The organism is Arthrobacter sp. MYb227 (genome assembly GCF_002975435.1).
Lineage (GTDB): Bacteria > Actinomycetota > Actinomycetes > Actinomycetales > Micrococcaceae > Paeniglutamicibacter.
In genome coordinates this window covers 165,458-186,980 of sequence record NZ_PCPT01000006.1, presented here as the reverse complement: position 1 = coordinate 186,980, position 21,523 = coordinate 165,458, and the positions used below count along the sequence as shown (strand labels likewise).

General features: G+C 55.9%; 15 protein-coding genes. 5 read left to right on the top strand and 10 right to left on the bottom strand.

Annotated features, from left to right (window positions below; genetic code table 11):
- Positions 1 to 136: 136 nt before the first annotated feature.
- The 5 genes from CQ018_RS13635 to CQ018_RS13615 form a co-directional block, all read right to left on the bottom strand.
- The gene (locus CQ018_RS13635) at positions 137 to 1,345 is read right to left on the bottom strand and encodes an amidohydrolase (RefSeq protein ID WP_105550548.1); all 1,209 of its coding nucleotides are present in this window, start codon (positions 1,343 to 1,345) and stop codon (positions 137 to 139) included.
- 172 nt (positions 1,346 to 1,517) lie between these two features.
- On the bottom strand, positions 1,518 to 3,119 hold the full coding sequence (locus CQ018_RS13630; protein ID WP_105550547.1) for a GMC family oxidoreductase: 1,602 nt from the start codon (positions 3,117 to 3,119) through the stop codon (positions 1,518 to 1,520).
- Positions 3,120 to 3,124: 5 nt separating this feature from the next.
- On the bottom strand, positions 3,125 to 4,627 hold the full coding sequence (locus CQ018_RS13625) for an aldehyde dehydrogenase family protein (protein ID WP_105550546.1): 1,503 nt from the start codon (positions 4,625 to 4,627) through the stop codon (positions 3,125 to 3,127).
- Positions 4,624 to 6,819: a choline BCCT transporter BetT gene (gene betT, locus CQ018_RS13620; RefSeq protein WP_105550545.1), complete on the bottom strand. Its 2,196-nt coding sequence runs from the start codon at positions 6,817 to 6,819 to the stop codon at positions 4,624 to 4,626. The genes CQ018_RS13625 and betT overlap by 4 nt, the downstream gene beginning before the upstream one ends.
- A 265-nt stretch (positions 6,820 to 7,084) precedes the next feature.
- The gene (locus CQ018_RS13615; protein ID WP_105550544.1) at positions 7,085 to 8,197 is read right to left on the bottom strand and encodes a mannose-1-phosphate guanylyltransferase; all 1,113 of its coding nucleotides are present in this window, start codon (positions 8,195 to 8,197) and stop codon (positions 7,085 to 7,087) included.
- A gap of 267 nt (positions 8,198 to 8,464) precedes the next feature.
- On the opposite strand from CQ018_RS13615, the gene sdhC reads away from it, so the two are divergent.
- The 4 genes from sdhC to CQ018_RS13595 are packed head-to-tail and all read left to right on the top strand — an operon-like array spanning position 8,465 to position 11,917.
- Entirely contained in the window at positions 8,465 to 8,845 is a 381-nt protein-coding gene (gene sdhC / locus CQ018_RS13610; RefSeq protein WP_258142613.1) for a succinate dehydrogenase, cytochrome b556 subunit, read from the top strand.
- Between the two features lie 3 nt (positions 8,846 to 8,848).
- On the top strand, positions 8,849 to 9,295 hold the full coding sequence (locus CQ018_RS13605; RefSeq protein WP_105550542.1) for a succinate dehydrogenase hydrophobic membrane anchor subunit: 447 nt from the start codon (positions 8,849 to 8,851) through the stop codon (positions 9,293 to 9,295).
- A gap of 52 nt (positions 9,296 to 9,347) precedes the next feature.
- A complete protein-coding gene (sdhA, locus tag CQ018_RS13600; RefSeq protein WP_105550541.1) occupies positions 9,348 to 11,135 on the top strand; it encodes a succinate dehydrogenase flavoprotein subunit in 1,788 nt (595 codons plus the stop codon).
- A complete protein-coding gene (locus CQ018_RS13595; protein WP_105550540.1) occupies positions 11,135 to 11,917 on the top strand; it encodes a succinate dehydrogenase iron-sulfur subunit in 783 nt (260 codons plus the stop codon). Before sdhA ends, CQ018_RS13595 begins: the two co-directional genes overlap by 1 nt.
- 661 nt (positions 11,918 to 12,578) lie before the next feature.
- Here the strand turns inward: CQ018_RS13595 and CQ018_RS13590 are convergent.
- The 5 genes from CQ018_RS13590 to CQ018_RS13570 all read right to left on the bottom strand — a co-directional run bounded on the left by CQ018_RS13590 (position 12,579) and on the right by CQ018_RS13570 (position 16,769).
- The gene (locus tag CQ018_RS13590; RefSeq protein ID WP_105550539.1) at positions 12,579 to 13,742 is read right to left on the bottom strand and encodes a YihY/virulence factor BrkB family protein; all 1,164 of its coding nucleotides are present in this window, start codon (positions 13,740 to 13,742) and stop codon (positions 12,579 to 12,581) included.
- Complete coding sequence (locus CQ018_RS13585) at positions 13,723 to 14,280, bottom strand: 2'-5' RNA ligase family protein (RefSeq protein ID WP_105550538.1); 558 nt, start codon at positions 14,278 to 14,280, stop codon at positions 13,723 to 13,725. The genes CQ018_RS13590 and CQ018_RS13585 overlap by 20 nt, the downstream gene beginning before the upstream one ends.
- A gap of 2 nt (positions 14,281 to 14,282) precedes the next feature.
- Positions 14,283 to 15,320, bottom strand: coding sequence for a tryptophan--tRNA ligase (gene trpS / locus CQ018_RS13580; RefSeq protein ID WP_105550537.1), 1,038 nt, complete (start codon positions 15,318 to 15,320; stop codon positions 14,283 to 14,285).
- Positions 15,321 to 15,335: 15 nt separating this feature from the next.
- Entirely contained in the window at positions 15,336 to 16,175 is an 840-nt protein-coding gene (locus CQ018_RS13575; protein WP_105550536.1) for an exodeoxyribonuclease III, read from the bottom strand.
- A 72-nt stretch (positions 16,176 to 16,247) separates the two neighbouring features.
- The gene (locus tag CQ018_RS13570) at positions 16,248 to 16,769 is read right to left on the bottom strand and encodes a hypothetical protein (RefSeq protein WP_105550535.1); all 522 of its coding nucleotides are present in this window, start codon (positions 16,767 to 16,769) and stop codon (positions 16,248 to 16,250) included.
- Between the two features lie 354 nt (positions 16,770 to 17,123).
- Between CQ018_RS13570 and CQ018_RS13565 the strand changes: the two genes are divergently transcribed.
- Entirely contained in the window at positions 17,124 to 21,488 is a 4,365-nt protein-coding gene (locus tag CQ018_RS13565; RefSeq protein WP_181149895.1) for a DUF4082 domain-containing protein, read from the top strand.
- Positions 21,489 to 21,523 lie beyond the last annotated feature (35 nt).

Genomic DNA, 21,523 nt, shown 5'->3' with positions numbered 1-21,523 from the left:
ATTTTCCTGACACCCGCTTTAGTAACTATCGGGCGACGAGAAAGAACGGTTTCACGTCGGTCTAGCCTATCGCGCAAAACGCTTAACTCAAGGGAGAAAATGTTACAAGCGCATAACTCTAAGCGCTTGACGTGCGTTAGTTATCCTCTGTCTGGGACTGAAAAATTGCCCGAACTGCCGCTGCCGTCATCACCGTAACGCCAACCTCAATCGCGGATTCATCTGGAATATAATCACCACGGTGTAGGTCGTAGGTCTCGCCTCCGGGGGTCCTTGTGCCCAAACGCATCATGGAACCAGGAACTTTATTGGTCATCCAAGCAAAATCTTCGCCACCCATTGATTGCGGGGTCAAGACAATTGCCGGCGACCCAAGCTCGGCTCGTGCCGAGTCTTCAATCAGGTCGGTTTCGTCCTCGTTGTTGATCACCGGCGGCACACCGCGGGTGTGTTCGAGCTTAATTTCAACGCCATAGGGTGCAGCAACCTGACGAACTACCTCATCAAGCAGATCTCCCGCGCCTTCCCAGGCCTCACCGTCAAGGCAACGCATGGTGCCGGCCAAATAGCCGGTTGCTGGAATCGCATTCGGTGCGCTTCCGGCATGGATCTGTCCCCAGACCACCGAGACCGCCGAGCGCACATCGATACGACGGCCCAGGACTGCTGGAACATTGATAGCAATCTGACTCATCGCAAAGACCAAGTCTTCGGTCAGGTGTGGGCGGGAAGTGTGTCCGCCACGGCCGATCAGTTCAATCTTGATGGTGTCGGAGGCCGAGGTAATGGCACCAATACGGGTGCCGATCTTTCCCGCATCTATGCGTGGTTCGCAGTGCAGGGCAAGAATACGAGGAACATCGTCAAGCACGCCAGCAGCAATGACGGCTAGGGCGCCACCTGGCATTTTTTCCTCGGCGGGCTGGAAGATCACCCGGATACGTCCGCCGAGTTCTCCTGCATCATCCATTGCCTTGAGGGCCTTGGCAACGCCTAGCATGACGGTTGTGTGAATATCGTGGCCACAGGAGTGTGCAACTCCATCAACCACCGAGGCGTAGTCAAGTCCGGTCTCTTCAAGGATGGGTAGCGCATCAATATCGGCGCGTAACCCTAAGGCAATGGGACCGCTACCAATATCAACGTAGGCACCGGTTTCCTCGAGAGCAACCGGGGCAAGGCCCACCGCGCGAAGCGCAGTGAGGATCCGCTCGGTGGTTTTATACTCGACAAAAGATAGCTCGGGATTCGCGTGAAGCTCACGTCGAAAGTCGACGAGCTCGGCAAGCAGCGGGGCTACCCAAGGCTGCACCGATGGGATCTGCAGATTCTTTTCATTACTCATGCGCACAGCATCGACAATACTTCTTTCCCCTACGGAGAGCCGACTTTTTGCCCAATTGTTGCCTTGAGCAATTTTTTCCCGCCAGCTCAAAGTACTATGACCGACCCTTGTGAAAGCACCCTAAAGGTGCCCACAGAGGGCCGGTCACTAGTCTTGCCGGATCAACGAGCGTTTAAGCGTTCTTGATTAATTCCGCGCAACGTTCACCAATCATCATGACAGTGATGTTTGGGTTCACGGTGACCAAGGCGGGCATCACCGAGGCATCTGCAACGCGTAGCCCGGAAACCCCCTTGACCCGTAGTTCCGGGTCAAGCGGGGACATTGCATCGTCAACTGCGCCCATGCGAACCGACCCTGCCGGGTGGTAGACGGTGTTATGGGTGCGGGTGATGTAGTCGGCGATCTGCTCATCAGACTGCACCTCAACGCCCGGGTAAAGTTCTGTCCCTGCCCACTGCTCCATGGCAGGTTGGGCAACAATCTCACGAGCCTGCCGGATACCGGCGATCATGACGCGCATGTCATGACCTTCGGCATCGGTGAAGTAACGCGGGTCAACTCGCGGCTTATCGCGGAAATCCCGGCTACGCAGACGCACCGTGCCACGGGACTTAGCCCGCGTGACGTTGGGGGTCAGGCAAAATGCGTTATCCGAGGTCGGGTAGCCCTGACGCAACGTGTGCATATCGAAGGGCACCGAACCGTAATGCATCATCAGATCCGGGCGATCAAGTCCCTCAACGGTAGTGGCAAAGATGCCAATTTCCCACCACTGAGTTGATTCGGTGACCATGGGTTTTTTGGCTTCCCATTGGATCACACCCTCCGGATGATCCTGCAGGTTTGAGCCAACACCCGGTGCATCAACCAAAAGTTCAATACCGTGCTCGGCCAGGTGCGCAGCCGGGCCAATGCCCGAGAGCATCAAAAGCTTAGGCGTATCGATGGCGCCGGTTGAAACGATGACTTCGCGGCGTGCAGCCAGGTGGCTGGTGCGTCCAAAGCCACCATCGACAACGAACACACCGGTACATTTCTTATCTTCGTCGAAAGAAAGCTTTCGCGCGCGCAGCCCGGTGAGCAGCGTGAAGTTTTTCCGCTGTGAGATCGGGTGAATGTAGGACACCGAGGACGATGAGCGGGTGCCATCTTCCAGGCGGTTGATCTGGAAGAAGCTGGCTCCCTTGAGCACAGTCTGGTTGCTATTGAACGTAGCGCGCGGAATTCCTGCCTGCTCGCAGGCATCCAAGACCGCAACACCACACGGGTCCACGGGAGGCACGTTCATTAGCTTCACCGGGCCGGAGTCGCCATGGTGCGGGGCATCCGGGCCAGCATTCTCATTGGTTTCAAGCTGCTTGTAGAGCCGGAAGCCCATCTCGGCGTTCCAGCCGGTGGCGCCGTGTTCGGTTTCCCAAGCGTCAAGGTCCTCGGCCGGAGCCCAGAACGCAATACACGAGTTGTGGCTCGAGCATCCGCCCATGACCTTGGCACGCGAGTGGCGCATGAACGAGTTGCCGTTTTCCTGCTCTTCAATGGGGTAATCCCAGTCGTAGCCGGATTCCAGAAGTTCCATCCAGCGATCAAGCTGCAAGACTTCCGGGATTCCGCGATCGTCAGGGCCGCCTTCAACGAGTGCAACACTCACCGTCGGATCTTCGGAGAGGCGTGCCGCAACCGCGGCTCCCGCCGAACCGCCACCGACGATGATGTAATCAAATTCTGTTTCCTGGCTTGAGTTTGATTCGGTTCCCACGTGAGTTTCCTCCATTGCTCTTACTCCTGATCCTGTACAGAGTTTTCAAACCAACCGGTGACCTGTGGGTCAAGGTTTTGATAAATGTGTTTTGCTTCCTGGTATTCGGCAAGGCCGGTGGGGCCCAGCTCGCGGCCGACACCCGAGAGGCCAAAGCCTCCCCATTCTGCTTGCGGCAGGTAGGGGTGGAAGTCATTGATCCAGACGGTTCCGTGGCGCAGGCGTGCGGCAACGCGCTGGGCGCGTCCTGCATCCTGGGTCCAGACCGCCCCGGCAAGCCCGTAATCTGTGTCATTGCCAATCGCTACTGCTTGATCTTCGGTGACGAAGGTTTCCACGGTGACCGTCGGGCCAAAGGCCTCGTCCTGGGCGACCGACATGGATCCGGTGACCTGGTCCAAGATAGTTGGCAGGTAAAAGTGCCCGGCCTCAAGGTTGGGTCCATCGGCGTTGGTTGCCTTCCTGCCACCGGTGCGTAGGCGTGCTCCCTCGGCAATGCCGCGCTGCACGTAGGCATCGACCTTGGCCAGGTGATCGGCGGAGATCAGCGGGCCGGTCTCGGCGTTTTCATCAAATGGCCCACCCAAACGAATGTTCTTGGCTCGGCGAACCAATTCATCGACGAAGGCCTCGGCAATTGACTCCTCGACTACCAGACGAGCGCCGGCCGAGCAGACCTGACCGGAGTGGATGAAGGCGGCGTTGAGCGCGTTGTCTACAGCCGCATCAAAATCGGCATCCGCGAAAATGACGTTGGGATTTTTGCCGCCGAGTTCCAGCGCAACCTTTTTCACGGTTCCCGCTGCGGAGGCTGCAACGATCTTGCCAGTGGCCAACCCGCCGGTGAAGGAAACCATATCAACATCGCGATGCGTGGAAAGTGGGGTGCCTACCGCGGCGCCGGCACCGGTGACGAGGTTGGCCACACCCGCCGGCAGCCCCAGCTCCTGGAGCACATCCATCATCAGCACCGAGGTGGAAGGGGTCAGCTCCGCGGGCTTGAGAATAAATGAGCAACCCGCGGCCAGAGCCGGAGCGATCTTCCAAGCAGCCTGGAGCAGCGGATAGTTCCACGGGGTGATCATGGAGACCACACCGACGGGTTCATAAACGATGTTGGAGACAACGTTTGAATCCCCCGCATCAACTACACGGCCGGCGTTCTGCCCCGAGAGCTTGCCAAAGTAATTGAAGCTGTCAACGATCGCATCAATATCGGCACGCGCCTCGTACATGCGCTTACCGGTATCCAAGGCTTCAGCTCGCGCAAACTCTTCCTTGCGTTCGGTCAGCCGGGTGGCAACCTTGAGCAAAAAGTCACCACGATCGGAAGCCGAAACCGATGACCAGATACCGGAGTCAAAGGATGCACGGGCCGCGGCAATGGCGCGTTCGGAGTCTTCGGCACTGCCCTCGGAAATGGTGGCGACGAGTTCACCGGTGCCCGGGCAAATAATCTCCCTAGTGCCGCCTTGAGCGGCAGGAGCCCATGCCCCGTTGATGTAGATGGTGTGCTGGCTCATGCCTTGTCCTTTTCCTTGGCCCGGTCCGTTGTGGACTCGGTGCTGATGGTGGGAATCATCCCGGTATCAAAGTCTGATTCCCAATCGGTCTTGGGAATCGTGGTTTCGGCGATCTGGCTCAGACCGTCGGTGTTTGCCTGCGCTCGCAGGAACGACATGTGGACCTCGTATTGATCGAGCACATCGGAGATGATCTGTTCGCGGGTGCAGCCCATCAGGTCATAACCGTGGGAGCCTTCCTGGGAGAAGACTTCCATGCGGTAGTACTGTTCTCCGGTTGAGGAATCGCGTGCATACGACGGCACCTTGAGCTGTATCGGGTACACCTGGTATTTGAAGGGACGTTCTTCACCGTGCGGAACCACGAGGTCAACGGATCTAACCCCAAGTTTGCCTACGGGTTCAATAGCTAGCTCGCCAATGACCCCGGAGCGGGCGAACTCGGCGTTGACTTCTTCGAGGGCCGGGGCAACTACATCATCAACAAAACGTTGTGCGTGGCGTTGCCCCGGATAGGCCATGGTGCGGGCCAAACGTTGGCGCCAGCCGCGACGGTGCTCAATTCCGCTGGGGCCGGATCGCGAGGTCAAAACCGAATGCAGGGTGTTCTTGTAGCTGCCGGCCAGTGCGCGTTCAACGCGCAATGCCTTGTAGAGCCCCAACATGATGAATACCAGCACCACCGAGAACGGTAGCCCCATGATCACCGTGGCGCTTTGTAATGTTGGCACCCCATCAACCATCAGCATGGCCAAGGTCAGCAGGCCCGTGGCCACAGCCCAGAAGACGCGGACCCATTTAGGTCCATCCGATTCTGCGTCCTTGAGGTGTGAGGTGAAGTTGGCCATGACCAAGGCACCGGAGTCGGCACTTGTCACATAGAACAGCAGGCCGGTAAAGGTCGCGATGGCGGCGACCAGCGGAACGGCCGGATATTGCTCAAGCAGCGAGTAGAAGGCACGTTCCGGGTAGTTCATCGCTACCTCGCCAAAAGCGGCGTTTCCGTTCATGACCAGTTCTAGTGCGCTGTTACCGAAGATTGAAATCCACAGCAGGATGAAGGCGAAGGGAACCACCAATACGCCGGTGATGAATTGGCGGATGGTGCGCCCACGCGAGATTCGTGCCAAGAAGAGCCCAACGAATGGTGCCCAGGCAATCCACCAAGCCCAGAAAAACAGCGTCCAGCCGTTGAGCCAATCATCGGGACGGTCGTAGGCCATGGTGTCCAGAGCCATTCCGGGGAAGCGGGAGAGCATATCGCCAACATTGAGGATGATTCCATCTAAGAGGAATCGAGTTTTTCCGGCAAAAAGCACAAAGAGCATTAAGACAATGCACAGGATCACGTTGAGTTCGGAGAGCCGGCGGATGCCTTTTTCTACTCCGGTGAGCACCGAGATGGTGGCCATGATGACGGCAATGACGATCAAGGCGATTTGTACCGAGATGTTTTCTTCAATGCCGAACATGAAGTTCAACCCGAAGTTCAGCTGGGCTACACCGATACCCAAGGAGGTGGCGATGCCAAAGATGGTACCCAAAACGGCGGCAATATCTACACCGTGGCCAATCGGGCCGTGGATTCGCTTGCCCAGAATCGGGTAGAGCGCCGAGCGGATGGATAACGGTAGGTTGTGGCGGTAGGCGAAGTAGCCAAGGGCTAGGCCGATCAGCGCGTACAGACCCCAGCCGAGCAGTCCATAGTGAAAGAGCGTCCAGGTGAGCGCCTGCCGGGCGGCTTCAACGTTGGAGCCTTCCCCGGTGGGTGGAGCCAAGAATTGGGCTACAGGTTCGGAGACCGAGAAAAACATCAGGTCAATGCCGATACCTGCGGCAAAGAGCATTGCCGTCCAGGTGAAGAGGTTAAAGGTCGGCCGCGAGTGGTCGGGGCCGAGTCTGGTTTTTCCGACCTTGGAGATTGCTATTGCAATGACAAACGCCAGGACGGCCACGACAACCAGTGAATACCACCAGCCAAAGGTCTTGCCGACCCAGCCAACTACAGCATTAATAACGGTGTCTGCACCGCTTTGATCGAGCATGGCCCACAGCGTAAAGGCTAGGATCGCCGCCGCGGAGCCGAAGAAAACAACCTTGTTGATGCGGTTGGGGCCAGCATCGGGAGGCACTGAACTTTCTGGATCGCCGATGGGTATTGCCGGATCTTCTGGAAATTTGACGGCACTCATGAGTTCAGAGCCTAGCAATTTCTTGTGTGAGCTTGGCGACTCAGGCGCGCGTATCACACACAAATCAGTGAAATTGATCACTAACTTTGCGTTAGTCCAAAATTGTTGTTAGCCCGCAGGATTCCGCGGGTTTTGGGGTGCAAAAAAGCCCCGTGGTGAGTGGATCAAAACCGAGCACTTTACTGTGTTAGGTCTTGTGGCGTGTCCCACTCGCCCGACGGGGCTTTTTGACCCCCTCCCGGTGTGCTGCTGGGGGGGCTGTTGGTTAGAGGACGTCCATGATGCCTTCACTCTTGAGCTTTTCCACGGTGTTTTTGACCGACTGAGCGTGCTCCTTGGTGGTAACAAGCAGTGCATCCGGCGTGTCAACAACGACGACATCATGGATACCAACCAAGGCAATCACGCGCTTGGAGTCGGTCACCACAACTCCGCTAGCTTGGTCCGCGTAAACACTCTTGGAATCTCCGATGACCGTCACTCCGGTTTCTTCGCTTGCCGGGTTCAACCGACCAATGGCGGCGAAGTCTCCAACGTCATCCCAATCAAAGACACCAGGGATCACTGCAACATCTCCGGCAGCGGCCGCAGGTTCCGCCACGGCATAATCAATTGCCGTCTTGGGCAGCGTGGGCCAGATACGCTCCATTGCCTCTTCACCGTTGCCGGATTCCCAAGCTTCGGCAATTTCCATCAAACCGGCGTGCAGTTCTGGCTCACTACGCTCCAGGTGCTCAAGCATCAGCGACACCGGAGCGACAAACATTCCGGCATTCCAGAGATAGCCACCGTCCGCAAGGTATCCGCGTGCAGTATCTTCATCAGGCTTCTCAACAAACTCGATGACATCACGTGCCGTGGGGGCCCCGGAGACCGATAAGCGTTCCCCGGCACGGATATAGCCAAACCCCGTGGACGGGAGGGTTGGTCGTATGCCAATGGTCACAATCTTGCCGGTGGCGGCAGTATGGATAGCTTCACGCACCGCATCTTGGAATACCGACTCGGGGCGAATCACCTGATCGGCAGCAAAAGAACCCATAATAATTTCGGGGTTCCGGCGGTACAGGATTGCCGCTGCTAGGCCAATTGCCGCCGCGGAATCCTTGGGGCTCGGCTCAAGGATTAGGTCAATGTCAGTGAGCTCGGGAAGCTGCGCTAGAACCGCAGCACGGTGGGCCTGACCTGTAACAACAGTGATATTGTCGCCGGCCAGCGGGATCAGACGTTCGTAGGTTGCACGGATCAAGGTTGAGCCGGAGCCGGTGAGGTCGTGTAGGAATTTTGGGGCCGCAGCGCGCGAGAGCGGCCACAGACGTGTTCCGACTCCACCTGCCGGGATCACACCATGGAATCGAGCCAAGAGTTCAGCATTCATTCGACTAACGGTAGTTGATAGAGGCTGGGAATACCCTGTTTAGGCGAGTATGAAATAGGTCATTAAAACATAATGTATTTGCTATAACCCCTAAGAAATCCTGAAATCAACCACACACTCCGGTGACCCTAATCACACAACACGCGTAAACAATGGGCACGCACGCCGCAGGTGGTCTAAGATCGGGCAAGGAACGCTCGCACTCCGGCGTCAATTTATTGTGTGGAAGATACACATGCGCCATTGTGAGTCATGGAGGTTAATTCAGTGTCGAAGACTTCGTCAGGCACCCTCTACCGCGGCCGCGAAGGCATGTGGTCTTGGGTGGGGCATCGTATAACGGGTGTCGTTATTTTCTTATTCCTGTTGGTACACGTGCTAGACACGTCGCTGGTTCGGGTTTCCCCGGGTGCCTACGACGCCGTTATGGCCACGTACAAAAACCCGCTGATGGCACTGGGCGAAACCGCTCTGGTAGCCGCCATTGTCTTCCACGCGTTCAACGGCTTGCGCCTGATCCTGGTTGACTTCTGGAAGCAGGGTACTAAGTACCAGCGTCAGATGCTCTGGAGCGTTATTGGTCTCTGGGTCATCACCATGGTGGCATTCTCCATCCGCCACCTGTCACTTGCTTTTGGAGGTAACTAAGCCATGTCGGCAGAAATTGCTGCACCACGCAGCCAGCGTCTAGATCCGAAGTACACCCGCGCACGCAAATCACGCGGTAGCTTCGAGATGATTGCATGGCTCTTCATGCGCCTCTCCGGTGTTGTACTGGTAGTTCTGATCTTCGGACACCTCTTCACCAACCTCCTGGTCGGCGGTGGCGTCAAGGCCATCGACTTCGGCTTCGTTGCAGGCAAGTGGGCAGACCCGGTATGGATGTTCTGGGATCTTGCAATGTTGTGGCTTGCCATGTTGCACGGCACCAACGGTGTTCGCACCATCATCAATGACTACGCGGAGAAGCCTGCCACTCGTCAGTGGCTCAAGGGCATCCTCTACGTTGCAACCGCTGCCATTGTCATTCTTGGCACCATGGTGATCTTCACCTTCGATCCGTGCATCCCTGGTAGCGACCTTCTAGTTTGCAAGTAACCTTCGGCACCGTTCGCTGAAGTAAAGAATTCAAGAAAAGAGAGCATCAGGTATGCAGGTACATAAGTACGACGTCGTGATCGTCGGAGCAGGCGGCGCAGGCATGCGCGCGGCCATTGAATCCGGCCAGCGCGCACGTACGGCCGTTCTCACCAAGCTTTACCCAACCCGTTCGCACACAGGTGCAGCGCAGGGTGGCATGTGTGCAGCACTGGCCAACGTTGAAGAAGATAACTGGGAATGGCACACATTCGACACCATCAAGGGTGGCGACTACCTGGTTGACCAGGATGCAGCCGAGATCATGGCGAAGGAAGCCATCGACGCGGTACTGGATCTGGAAAAGATGGGCTTGCCCTTCAACCGCACCCCGGAAGGCAAGATTGACCAGCGTCGCTTTGGTGGTCACACCCGCGACCACGGCAAGGCAGCAGTTCGCCGTGCCTGCTACGCAGCAGACCGCACCGGTCACATGATCTTGCAGACCCTGTACCAAAACTGTGTCAAGCACAACGTTGAGTTCTACAACGAGTACTACGTGCTGGATCTGCTGATGGTTGAAGAGGATGCCTTCCGCGAAGATGGCACCGCTTACAAGCAGAAGCGCGTAGCGGGCGTTGTTTCTTACGACCTAGCCACCGGCGAACTTCACGTTTTCCAGGCCAAGTCCGTCATCTTTGCATCCGGCGGCGCCGGCAAGGTCTTCAAGACCACGTCCAACGCTCACACCCTCACCGGTGATGGCATGGGCATTGCCTTCCGTAACGGTATCCCGCTGGAAGACATGGAGTTCTTCCAGTTCCACCCGACCGGCCTAGCCGGTCTGGGCATCCTGCTCACCGAGGGTGCACGTGGTGAAGGCGCGATCCTGCGTAACTCGGATGGCGAACGCTTCATGGAGCGCTACGCACCGACGATTAAGGACCTCGCCCCGCGTGACATTGTTGCTCGTGCCATGGCAAATGAGGTTCGTGAAGGCCGTGGTTGTGGCCCGGACAAGGATTACGTACTCCTTGACCTGACCCACTTGGAGCCGGAGCACATCGAATCCAAGCTGCCGGACATCACCGAATTTGCCCGCACCTACTTGGGTGTCGAGCCGTTCACCGATCCGGTGCCGGTCTACCCGACCGCGCACTACGCCATGGGCGGTATCCCGACCAACGTCGAGACCGAGGTCCTGCAGGATAACGACACAGTCATCCCGGGTCTGTTCGCAGCCGGTGAAGTTGCCTGTGTTTCGGTCCACGGTTCAAACCGCTTGGGCACCAACTCGCTGCTGGACATCAACGTGTTCGGTAAGCGTGCAGGTATCTCCGCCGCCAAGTACGCACTGGGCGCCGACTTCGTTGAACTTCCAGAAGATCCGGAAGCGTTCACCCGCGGCCAGATCGATTCGATGCTCAACTCCACGGGTACCGAGCGTGTTGCGCCGATCCGCAAGGAACTGCAGGACACCATGGATGCAAACGTTCAGGTGTTCCGTACCGAGAAGTCCCTCCACGAGGCACTCGAGGTCATCGAAGACCTGCGCACCCGTTACAAGAACGTATCGGTCCAGGATAAGGGCAAGCGTTTCAACCTTGATCTGCTCGAAGCCATTGAACTTGGCTTCCTGCTGGACATGGCAGAGGTTATGACCACCGCTGCCATGCACCGCAAGGAATCCCGCGGTGGCCACTACCGCGAGGACTACCCGGATCGCGACGACGAGAACTTCATGAAGCACTCGATGTCCTACAAGGACGATTCGGCAACCACCGAGGGCATTTCCGGCATCCGCATGGAAACCAAGCCCGTTGTCTTTACCCGTTACCAGCCGATGGAGCGTAAGTACTAATGAGCACGGAACTTCCGGAACCAGCATCGAAGATTGAGCTGAAGCCCGGTGTTGGCGGCGGCGGAGAAATTCCGCAGTTCAACATCACCTTGCGTGTTCGCCGGTACCTGCCGGAGACCACAGCAGACGCGTACTGGGAAGACTTTGAGCTGACCATGTACGGCACCGACCGTGTGCTGGACGCCTTGCACAAGGTCAAGTGGGACATCGATGGATCGCTTTCGTTCCGTCGCTCCTGCGCCCACGGCATTTGCGGCTCCGATGCCATGCGCATCAACGGCCGCAACCGCCTGGCCTGCAAGACCCTGCTCAAGGACTTGGATCACTCCAAGCCGATCACCGTTGAAGCCATCAAGGGTCTGCCCCTTGAAAAGGACCTCATCGTTGACATGGAGCCATTCTTCCAGTCCTACCGCGAGATCATGCCGTTCTTGATCAACAAGGGCCACGAGCCGTCGACCGAGCGCTACCAGTCAGCAGAAGAGCACTCGAAGTTCGAAGACACCACCAAATGCATCCTGTGCGCCGCGTGTACCTCTTCCTGCCCGGTGTTCTGGACCGATGGGCAGTACTTCGGCCCGGCAGCAATCGTCAACGCACACCGCTTCATCTTCGACTCGCGCGATGATGCAGGGGACATGCGTTTGGAGATCCTCAACGATAAGGAAGGCGTGTGGCGTTGCCGCACCACCTTCAACTGCACCGAAGCATGCCCGCGTGGCATCCAGGTGACCCAGGCTATTGCCGAGGTCAAGCAGGCTATCTTGGCTCGCTCCATCTAGTTTCTAACTAGTTTCTATGACTGTGGCCGGTTTCCCGATAAGGGAAATCGGCCACAGCCCTTTTGACGAGAGGCCTTAGTCCCCCCTCCAAATGAAATTTCCAGCTACCGCGCATTGTAGTTACAGAATTGGCTACGTATGGTCTTACCCTGCACGAGCCACAGGTAATCGTGGTGGATGAGCTGGCGTTACGATTCTTCTCGTAGGAGAAGACCCATCATCTACTCGGCATTCATGCGCGTAGCAACTTCGTGGGAGACCGGGCGTTCATCGACCCTTGTCTCTAGGTAGATCGGTCGGCTATGGCACCCAGAATTGCTCAACAAAATTCACCCCACACATTTGTTAGCCGGACTTTATGGGTTCACTTTCGAGCATGAACCGTTTAGCTGAACTATGGATCCCACGTGCTCAGCATCGTTGGGGTTGCATTAGATGTTCTTGACGACGTAGCTCGCTTGAACGCTCGCCCTCAAGGATTACACCGGGCCGTAGCATTCATCGAGGGCCGTTGGCCCGGCTCGGGGCCGCAGCACAACCTTGCAATCGTCCTGGCACCTACGTAGTTCAGCTCATCGGTCTCGTGATAGCTCTGCTACGGCGAAGCTCAGCATTACCAGTACTTCAGCAGCTTTGGGCATCCGAGTACACCGACGCATGCCTAGGCGGTCCGGACGACCCCTTGCAGGTCGGCCGCGCGCACCGCAACCACCGCCGCGGAGACCAAGTACAGCTGGCTTAGCAGGTTAAACCAGACAAAGAGCCCAAGGATTACCGCAAAGGGCGCCAACAATACGTTATTCGTCAGCGAGGCAAGCAGCATCGCGGAGAAGAAACGTAGCGTTGTTGCACCAGCACCTGCCAGCATGACTCCTGGCCATAGCGACCCACGGATGGTGACGGCACGTGAGGCAACCCGTAGCAACACCCAAGCGGTTGCACAGTCCAGGATGAACATCGCGATAACGAATCCCACCCGAGTCAACGCACTGGTCCACATACCGCTAAAACCCAACCAGGCGGCCAGCGAATCGATCATCGACGAACTGGCGATCGCTAGGGCGCTCGAAGACACCAAGGCAATCGCGAGCACCACAAGCAACATCGCATCACGCAATTTTGAAACAACGGGATTGGATCTATCGCGGACCAGCCCAAAAATTGTACGGATGCCCTCACGTAAGCCGGTCAACCAGCCAAGAGAGGTAAAAACCAACGCACCGAGCGAGATGACAAGCGTAAGCCCAAATCCACCGAGCCCCAGGAGCTGTTCGGGCTTGGCTAATCCGCCATGTCCGGTGTCTATAAGGCCCGGCGTGCTCGCGGCAACCATGTCAATAATTCCGTCGCGGAGAACCGGGTTACCGTTGGCAACCATGCTCAGCACTGAAAAACCTGCAACAAGCATTGCTGCAATGGAGAAGAACATTCGGTATGCGCTACCTGCGGCGAGCAGGGGTCCCCGTCTGCGCAGATATAGGTTCCAAATTCGCACGGGGTACAGGGAATTGATAAAGGCCACCAGCAACCTAGACAGGGCACCGATGCGAGCGAAAATCGTACCTTGTGCCCGTTGGGCATAGAGCTCTTGAGTCTTGAGCCTTTTAAATGCAGCTAATGCCCGCGGGTCAAGTGGGCTTGGAGGCGGTTCAATCGGCGCCCCAACAAATTTGCGTGCGACAACTCCAGGGGCACGCGTACCAATTTCAGGAATGCTCGGATCGAGATCAAATGGGTCAGGTGAATGCTGCATCCGCGGATCATCGGCATCCGCGCTGATGAATATTTCTTGGAGTCGTTCGCGTTTAGGTTTGCTCTGGGCCAAGGTCTAGCTCCTCGCGCAGTGACCAGCGACCTGCCTCATCAATTCCGAAGAGGCCTATTGAAGTAACGTCAAAGTCCATTGATTCATGGGACAAATCTTTTTGGGCCGCATCAAGCAAGGAATCGGCAACATCATGGGCAATGGTTAGATGTGGGTGATAGCCGAAGGAAAGGTCATGCCCCAATGGGCCGGTGAGCAATGCATCATGTAATTCTGTGCAGGCGTCGGCGCCCGTGGTGACGTTGAGGTAGACAACATCTGTCACCGGTCGAAAGGTCCCGGTACCTTGCAAACGGATGGTGAAGGCTTTGGACCGGCGGGCTATCCTACGCACATGCGCCGCGGCTTGGTCCCACACACTGGTAGACCCGGATACCAAAGTGATGTGTGGGTCAATGATCGAAGCATCAGCGCCACCATAGCGCAGACGCCAATCACGGAGACGTTCACGAAGTGGGGAAGGTATCTCAATAACCACGCCTAGCGGCGTGGTATCCACGTCGCTAGGTGCGGTACTCTCCCCCACTCCGATGCTCATGGTTAGGAAATCCCACCCAGTGGAGCCATGAAACCAACGCGCTCATAAACATCTGCCAGTGTCTTTGAAGCAACCTCACGAGCCTTCAGGGCACCGGCAGCCAAGATGGAATCCAATTCTGCCGGATCTTCGAGCAGTTCAAGGGTGCGGGTGCGGACCGGAGTCAGTTGCTCAACGACAGCATCGGCTACCGCAACCTTCAGGTGACCATACATCTTGCCTTCAAATTCGCTGACAAGCGCAGGAACAGCGGTCCCGGTAACGGCCGAAAGAATCTCCAGCAGGTTGGTAACACCCGGTTTGTTGGCTCGATCGTGGGCAATGACGGTATCGGCATCGGTTACGGCGGACTTGATCCGCTTGGCAACCTGCTTGGGATCATCAAGCACGTTGATCAGCCCATTGGGGCTTGAGGCAGATTTTGACATCTTGGAGGTTGGGTTCTGCAGATCGTAAATGCGTGCCCCTTCCTTCTTGATGAAGGCCTCGGGAACCACGAAGGTCTCACCAAAACGGTGGTTGAAGCGGGTTGCCAGGTCACGGGCCAGTTCAACGTGCTGACGCTGGTCATCGCCCACCGGAACACCTTGCGGCTGATAGAGCAAAATATCGGCGGCCATCAGCACCGGATAGGTGAATAGGCCAACGGATGAGACATCGGCACCGCCTTTGGAGCTCTTGTCCTTGAACTGGGTCATCCGGCTGGCCTCACCAAATCCGGTAATGCAGTTCAATACCCAGGCAAGCTGAGCATGCTCGGGAACCTGCGACTGCACAAAGAGCGTTGACTTGTTTAGATCAATGCCCCCGGCAATGTACTGGGCAGCGGTCACTCGGGTGCGGTTACGCAGCTCGGCCGGATCCTGCGGCACGGTGATTGCGTGCATGTCGGGGATGAAGAAGAATGCCTCATATTCATCCTGTGCTTTGACCCAGTTGACCAGCGCGCCGAGGTAGTTACCTAGGTGCAGTGAATCGGCCGAAGGCTGCATCCCCGAAAGTACGCGGGGACGAGTGGTGCTGGCGAATGTTTCGCTCATGAATTCTGTGTTCCTTTAGAACTGGTAGTCGACGACCAGCGGTGCGTGGTCGGAGAAGCGCAACTCGTAGTCCGAGGCACGGTCAACGACTGATTTGGTCGCGAGGGCGGCAAGTTCCGGGGTGGCCATGTGGTAATCGATGCGCCATCCGGTGTCGTTGACGAAGGCCTGCCCCCGCCACGACCACCAGGTGAATGGTCCATCAACTTCACCGGCAAGCTCGCGCGCAACGTCCTTGTAACCGATTTCTTCACCAAAGAAACGGTCGAAGTAGGCACGTTCCTCGGGCAGGAAGCCCGAACGCTTCACGTTGCCCTTCCAGTTCTTAATATCCAGCGTGGTGTGGCCAACGTTCAGGTCACCAACCACCAGCACGTGATCCTTTTCGGCCTTGAGCGCCGGCAAATGCTCAATCATTCGGTCCAGAAAACGGAACTTATCTACTTGCTTGGGAGTATCGACCTCACCGGAGTGCACATAGGCGCTGATGACCGTCAGTACCTTGCCGTCGGCAAGCTTGAAGTCTGCCTCAACCCAACGTCCGGTAGTGGCGAAGTATTCATCGCCAATATTCTCGCGCGTAGCAAGTGGTTCGGCACGGGATAGCACTGCAACGCCGGCACGGCCCTTGTCCTGGGCCTCGGCATGCAGAATGTGCCAACCATCGCCAATGAGTTCGCGCAGGATCTTATCCGGTGCACGAACCTCTTGGAGGCAAAGAACATCAATGTCACGGGCTGCAATCCAGTCGGCCATGTTGCGCTTGTATGCTGCGCGAATGCCATTGACGTTCACCGAGGCGACGCGCAAAGCGCCATCAGCCTTGGTCAGGATCTCTTCTGCGGTAGGTATCACGCCATCCACCTTACAGATAATTAGTGCTGGGTTCTCGGGGAAATGCCGGAGGCTTCGCCTCCGTCAAAGGTATTAGTCGATAACCTCACCGGTCATGGGTTCATTACGTCCCTGTGGCTTCATCATGTCCCGTGCATTGGATGCCGTGATCTCGATGGTCTCCAGGGCACGGTCGACCATGCCTTGAGCTTCTTCGCCTGATTGCACGCGGTACTCGTTGACCACACCAACTTGCACCTGGATGATCTTGAATGAGTGATCAAGTTTCATATCTCGGTTGCGTGTAGCCTCATCAACGACCACTGCTACTGGCTCGCCGCCGTGTCCACGCGATGCAGCTGCAGCTGTTGCTGCCTTGAGCTGATCGGTCATTTTGGCTGCGCCACGCTTGAGCCCAAAGACCAAGAACGCCGAGAGTAGCAGCCAACCAAGGGAAATCACCACTACCAACCAGCCAACAACGGTGTTCTGATTTGCAGCAAAAACAACTGCCACCAAGAAGACGGTGACCATGACGGCCAGTGAAAGTGTTGAAGCATTTATCGTGACTTTTTTGCCCTGAGCTGGGGCCGGGTTACTACCAAGGGATTCCATAGCTATATTCTCTCAAATCCGTAGCCACGCATTCCAATCCGAGTATGAATTACGCTTGTTAGCTTAATCCGACTCCCCCTATGCTCGACGCAGTTACGTATAGCTGGGGCACCCAAAACGGGCTAGAGCTCCATCATCTTCTTGGGGAAACAGATGAAACGTGTATCGGATCCGGCAAGTTCTACTCATCGCACGTCAACGCGCGCAACTTCCGGAGGGAACAAAGCTTCATCGCGGAGCCGACGATCACGGAGTTGGTGGGCCTTGGCCTGTTCTCTGGCAATGGTTGCAGTGACGCTAACTGCGCCCAGTTCCGTAGCGGCAGACCCGTGCGCACCTGGCGCCAACAAAATCGTGTGTGAGAATTCCAAACCCGGTACCGATCCCAATCTATGGGACATCCAAGGAGCCGGCGACGCAAGTATCCAAGGTTTTTCCACCGATATCAGTGTGAACGTTGGTTCCAAGATCAATTTCAAGGTCGATACCAATGCTAGTGCCTACACCATCGATATCTACCGCACAGGCTGGTACCAAGGGCTTGGAGCTCGAAAGGTAGCTTCCGTATCCCCAAGCGCAACACTTCCCCAAATACAGCCAGCCTGTCGTAATGATGTAGCAACCGAATTAGTAGACTGCGGAAATTGGGCTATTTCGGCAAGCTGGAATGTTCCTGCCGACGCTGTCTCCGGCGTCTATGTGGCAAAACTACACCGAGCTGACAAGGATGACTCAAGCCATATTACTTTCATAGTCCGTGATGACTCAAGCCATTCCGATATCTTGTTCCAGACCTCCGATCCAACGTGGCACGCCTATAACACCTACGGTGGTTCAGATTTCTACCAAGGTGCAGCCAACGGCCGAGCCTACAAACTTAGCTACAACCGACCATTCAATACCCGTGGCGGAATCGAGGCCCGAGACTTCTACTTCGGGAATGAATACCCATTGGTTCGGTTCATGGAGCGCAACGGCTACGACGTTAGCTACTTCAGCGGGGTCGACACCGACCGACGCGGGAATCTTCTGACCAACCACAAGGTCGCGCTTTCGGTGGGCCACGATGAGTACTGGTCAGGCAACCAATGGAAGAATTTCGAAAAGGCACGTGATGCCGGAGTCAATATTCAGTTCCTCTCCGGAAACGAAGCATACTGGCGCACTCGGTACGAGGCCTCTGCAACCGACGGTACGGCTTATCGGACCATGGTTTCTTACAAGGAAACGTGGAGTTACGCCAAGATTGACCCCAGTAGCGAATGGACTGGAACCTTCCGCGACCCACGCTATGCACCGGCGAGCGCGGGCGCTGCCACACCAGAAAATTCGCTGACCGGCACCCTCTATATGGTTAATAACGGTGATCTACCGGTGACTGTTAGTGCTCAGGAAGGAAAAGGTAGGTTGTGGCGGGGCACCTCTTTGGCTTCCCTAGCTACGGGCACAAAGCGTGCCCTGGCGCCGCACACCATTGGTTACGAATCCGATGAATCGCCGGATAATGGGTTCAGACCGGCTGGGCAGATCTTCTTATCGACTACCACCGGGGCGGTACCCGAGTATTTACAGGACTTTGGAAACAATGTTGCAGCCGGTAATACGACTCATCACCTCAGCCTGTACAAAGCAGCAAGTGGAGCTCTAGTATTCTCGGCCGGCTCCATCCAGTGGACCTGGGGGCTCGACCAAGAGCACGATGGCGATGGTGCTGCGGCAGATCCAATCATGCAACAGGCTCAGGTAAACCTGTTTGCCGATATGGGCGCACAGCCTTCAACCCTGATGAGCGGACTTGTTCCGGCTACCAAATCAACGGATCTCACGGCTCCAAGCATCAATGTCACCGAGGCTCCCCCGGCCTCGCCTAAAAACGGTAAGACCTACACCGTTTCGGGAACCGCGCTAGATTCTGGTGGTGGAATTGTTGCTGGTGTCGAATATTCAACCGATGCCGGAGCTCATTGGCGTCCAGCAAATGGCACTTCCAACTGGACTTTTAGCTATGTCCAATCTGGTAAAGACAATGTTTCACTGCTGGTACGAGGTATCGATGACAGTGGAAACTACCCAAGTACGGCAACGGTGCTGCCGCTAAATGTTGGCGGACCATACAGCGTCTTTGGCGAGAAAGCGCCAAAGACCGCCGACTCTGGAGATAGTTCCGCCGTTGAATTGGGGCTGCGTTTCACCCCAACCAGCAACGGATTCATCACCGGCGTACGGTTCTACAAATCAGCTGCCAATACAGGAACTCACACCGGTACGTTGTGGTCGATGGCTGGCCAGAAACTTTCAACGCTCACGTTTAGTGGTGAAAGTGCTAGCGGCTGGCAAGAGGCTAAGTTCGACACCCCGGTAGAGGTACACGCCGGAACCGAATACGTGGTCTCATATTCAACGTCGAAGGGTCATTACTCGGCAGAAAACTATGCCTGGGCCTATTCAGGAATCGTGGCGGATCCCCTTCAGGTAGCTGGAGGATTCGGAGCTAATCCGGCAGGCGTCTATGACACCGGTGGAAACATGCCCACCAGTAGTTATGAGCAGGGCAACTACTTTGTTGATGCGATTTTTGATTCACAAGACAACTCACCCTTGCGTGCCTATGGCCAGTCACCGGTGGACACCGCAAAGAGTGTTCCGCTAGGCACCTCAATCAGTGCCACGCTGTCTCGGGCCGTGAAACCTACATCGGTCAATTTTCAGGTAAAAACTGCTTCAGGAACAATAGTTCCCGGTACCACTGCGTATGATGCGGCTACTCGACGTGGAACATTCACTCCCGCTGCCACTCTCGCCAAGGGAGAAACCTACCAAGTCAAAATTTCGGCACAAGATACCCAAGGAATCAGCCTTACTACTGGTTCCGAGTGGTCCTTCACCAGCGTGAAGCCCGATGTCATCGCTGGAGCTTGCCCCTGCGGGCTATACCAAGATTCAGTTCTACCCGGAACCGAACTGATCGACGATCGTGAACCACTAACGCTAGGAATGCGCTTTAGCTCCACCGAAGATGGAAAAATTACCGGAGTCAAATACTACAAAGCTCCGGGCAACGCCGGTGCACACACCGGACAACTCTTTTCATCCAGCGGTGTTCTGCTAGCCAGTGTTGCTTTTTCTAATGAAGGATCCTCCGGTTGGCAATCTGCTCAATTCTCAAACCCCGTAGCCATCACCGCGGACACCGAATACACGGTGGCCTATACCAGTGAAGGAACCTACTCGGTCACGGCTAATGCTTTGGGCGCTGCCAAAGTCTTTGGTCCGCTTAAGAGTCCTGCTAATGCAGGGGTGTACGTCTATCCTGGAGGCTTCCCAAATAATCAGACAAGTTCGGACTATCTCGTCGATGTTGCTTTCACTCCCGATGCATCGCAAACCATCAAGCTCGTCTCGCAAACTCCAGCTAATGGCGAACTTGATGTACCGGTAAATAGCTCGATCAGCGCGGTACTAAGTCAGGCTATTATTCCAGGCTTCACATTTACAGCACATGATTCGACGGGGAGCATCGCCGGGACAGTTTCAAACTCGGCCGATAGAAAGACACTTACTTTCACGCCCACCGCATCATTGAACACCGGAGCATTGATAACAATCCAGTTGAAGAGTGCAAAGTCTGCGACCGGTGCATTATTGCCCGACCAAGAATGGCACTTTAATACAGCTAATCCCAACGGTGCTCCGACCTCATTCTTAGGATCTTCCCAACCTGCCCAGCTAGACCCACACGACGTTGATTCCGTCGAACTAGGTTTGAAGCTTAAGACCTCCAAAGACATCGATGTCACGGCACTGCGTTTCTTCAAGGGGACCACCAGCAGCGGGACCCATACCGGAACTCTCTGGAATCAATCGGGAACAAAACTTGCAACCGCAACATTCACCGGCGAATCGAGTTCTGGCTGGCAAACTGTACAGCTCAGTACCCCCGTCCGTCTGCAAGCAAACCAAGTCTTCGTCATTTCCTACTTTGCTCCGAATGGAGGGTATTCCTACACCGCAAATGCCTTTGCACAACCCGTCACGGTAGGTGCATTGACTACTGAAGGAGATAACGGACTATTTGTTTACGGTTCCGGAAACACCATGCCAACAGGGACCTGGGGGCAGACCAACTACTTCGTAGATTTGCTCTACCGCGAAGTAGTTGAAACTACCGGGCAGTCGGAACCAACAGCACCTACCCAATCCCCGTCCCCGAGTAGCGAACCGACACCAACGCCAACTCCAACTCCAACTCTGCCAGCCCTTGCCAACTTGTTTGGGACTCTGCAACCATCGCTGCTTGACTCGGCAAGCTCACGGTCTATCGAGGTAGGACTGAGATTCAGCACCAACACTCAAATCAAGGCGACGGGAATCAGATTCTACAAGTCTCTGGCCAATACGGGAGCTCATACCGGAACTCTTTGGAATTCCAGTGGTCAGTCACTTGGCAAGGTCACTTTCACCGGAGAGACTGCTCAAGGATGGCAGAGCGCCAATTTTGCTACTCCCATAAATCTAGCTACGGGAACTTATACGATTTCTTACCTAGCCCCACGCGGACACGTTTCCACCACCGTTTCCTTCTTCACCAAGACCTTTACAGACGGAGTGATCACCGCTTCCACGAGTAACGGCCGTTATCGGTACGGAAGTGGCGGGACGATGCCTACATCAACGAGCAGAAACACTAACTACTTCGTCGACCTCATTTATTCGAAGTAGCTAAATGTGGGAGTCCAGTTGCTTTCTTCTCGTCT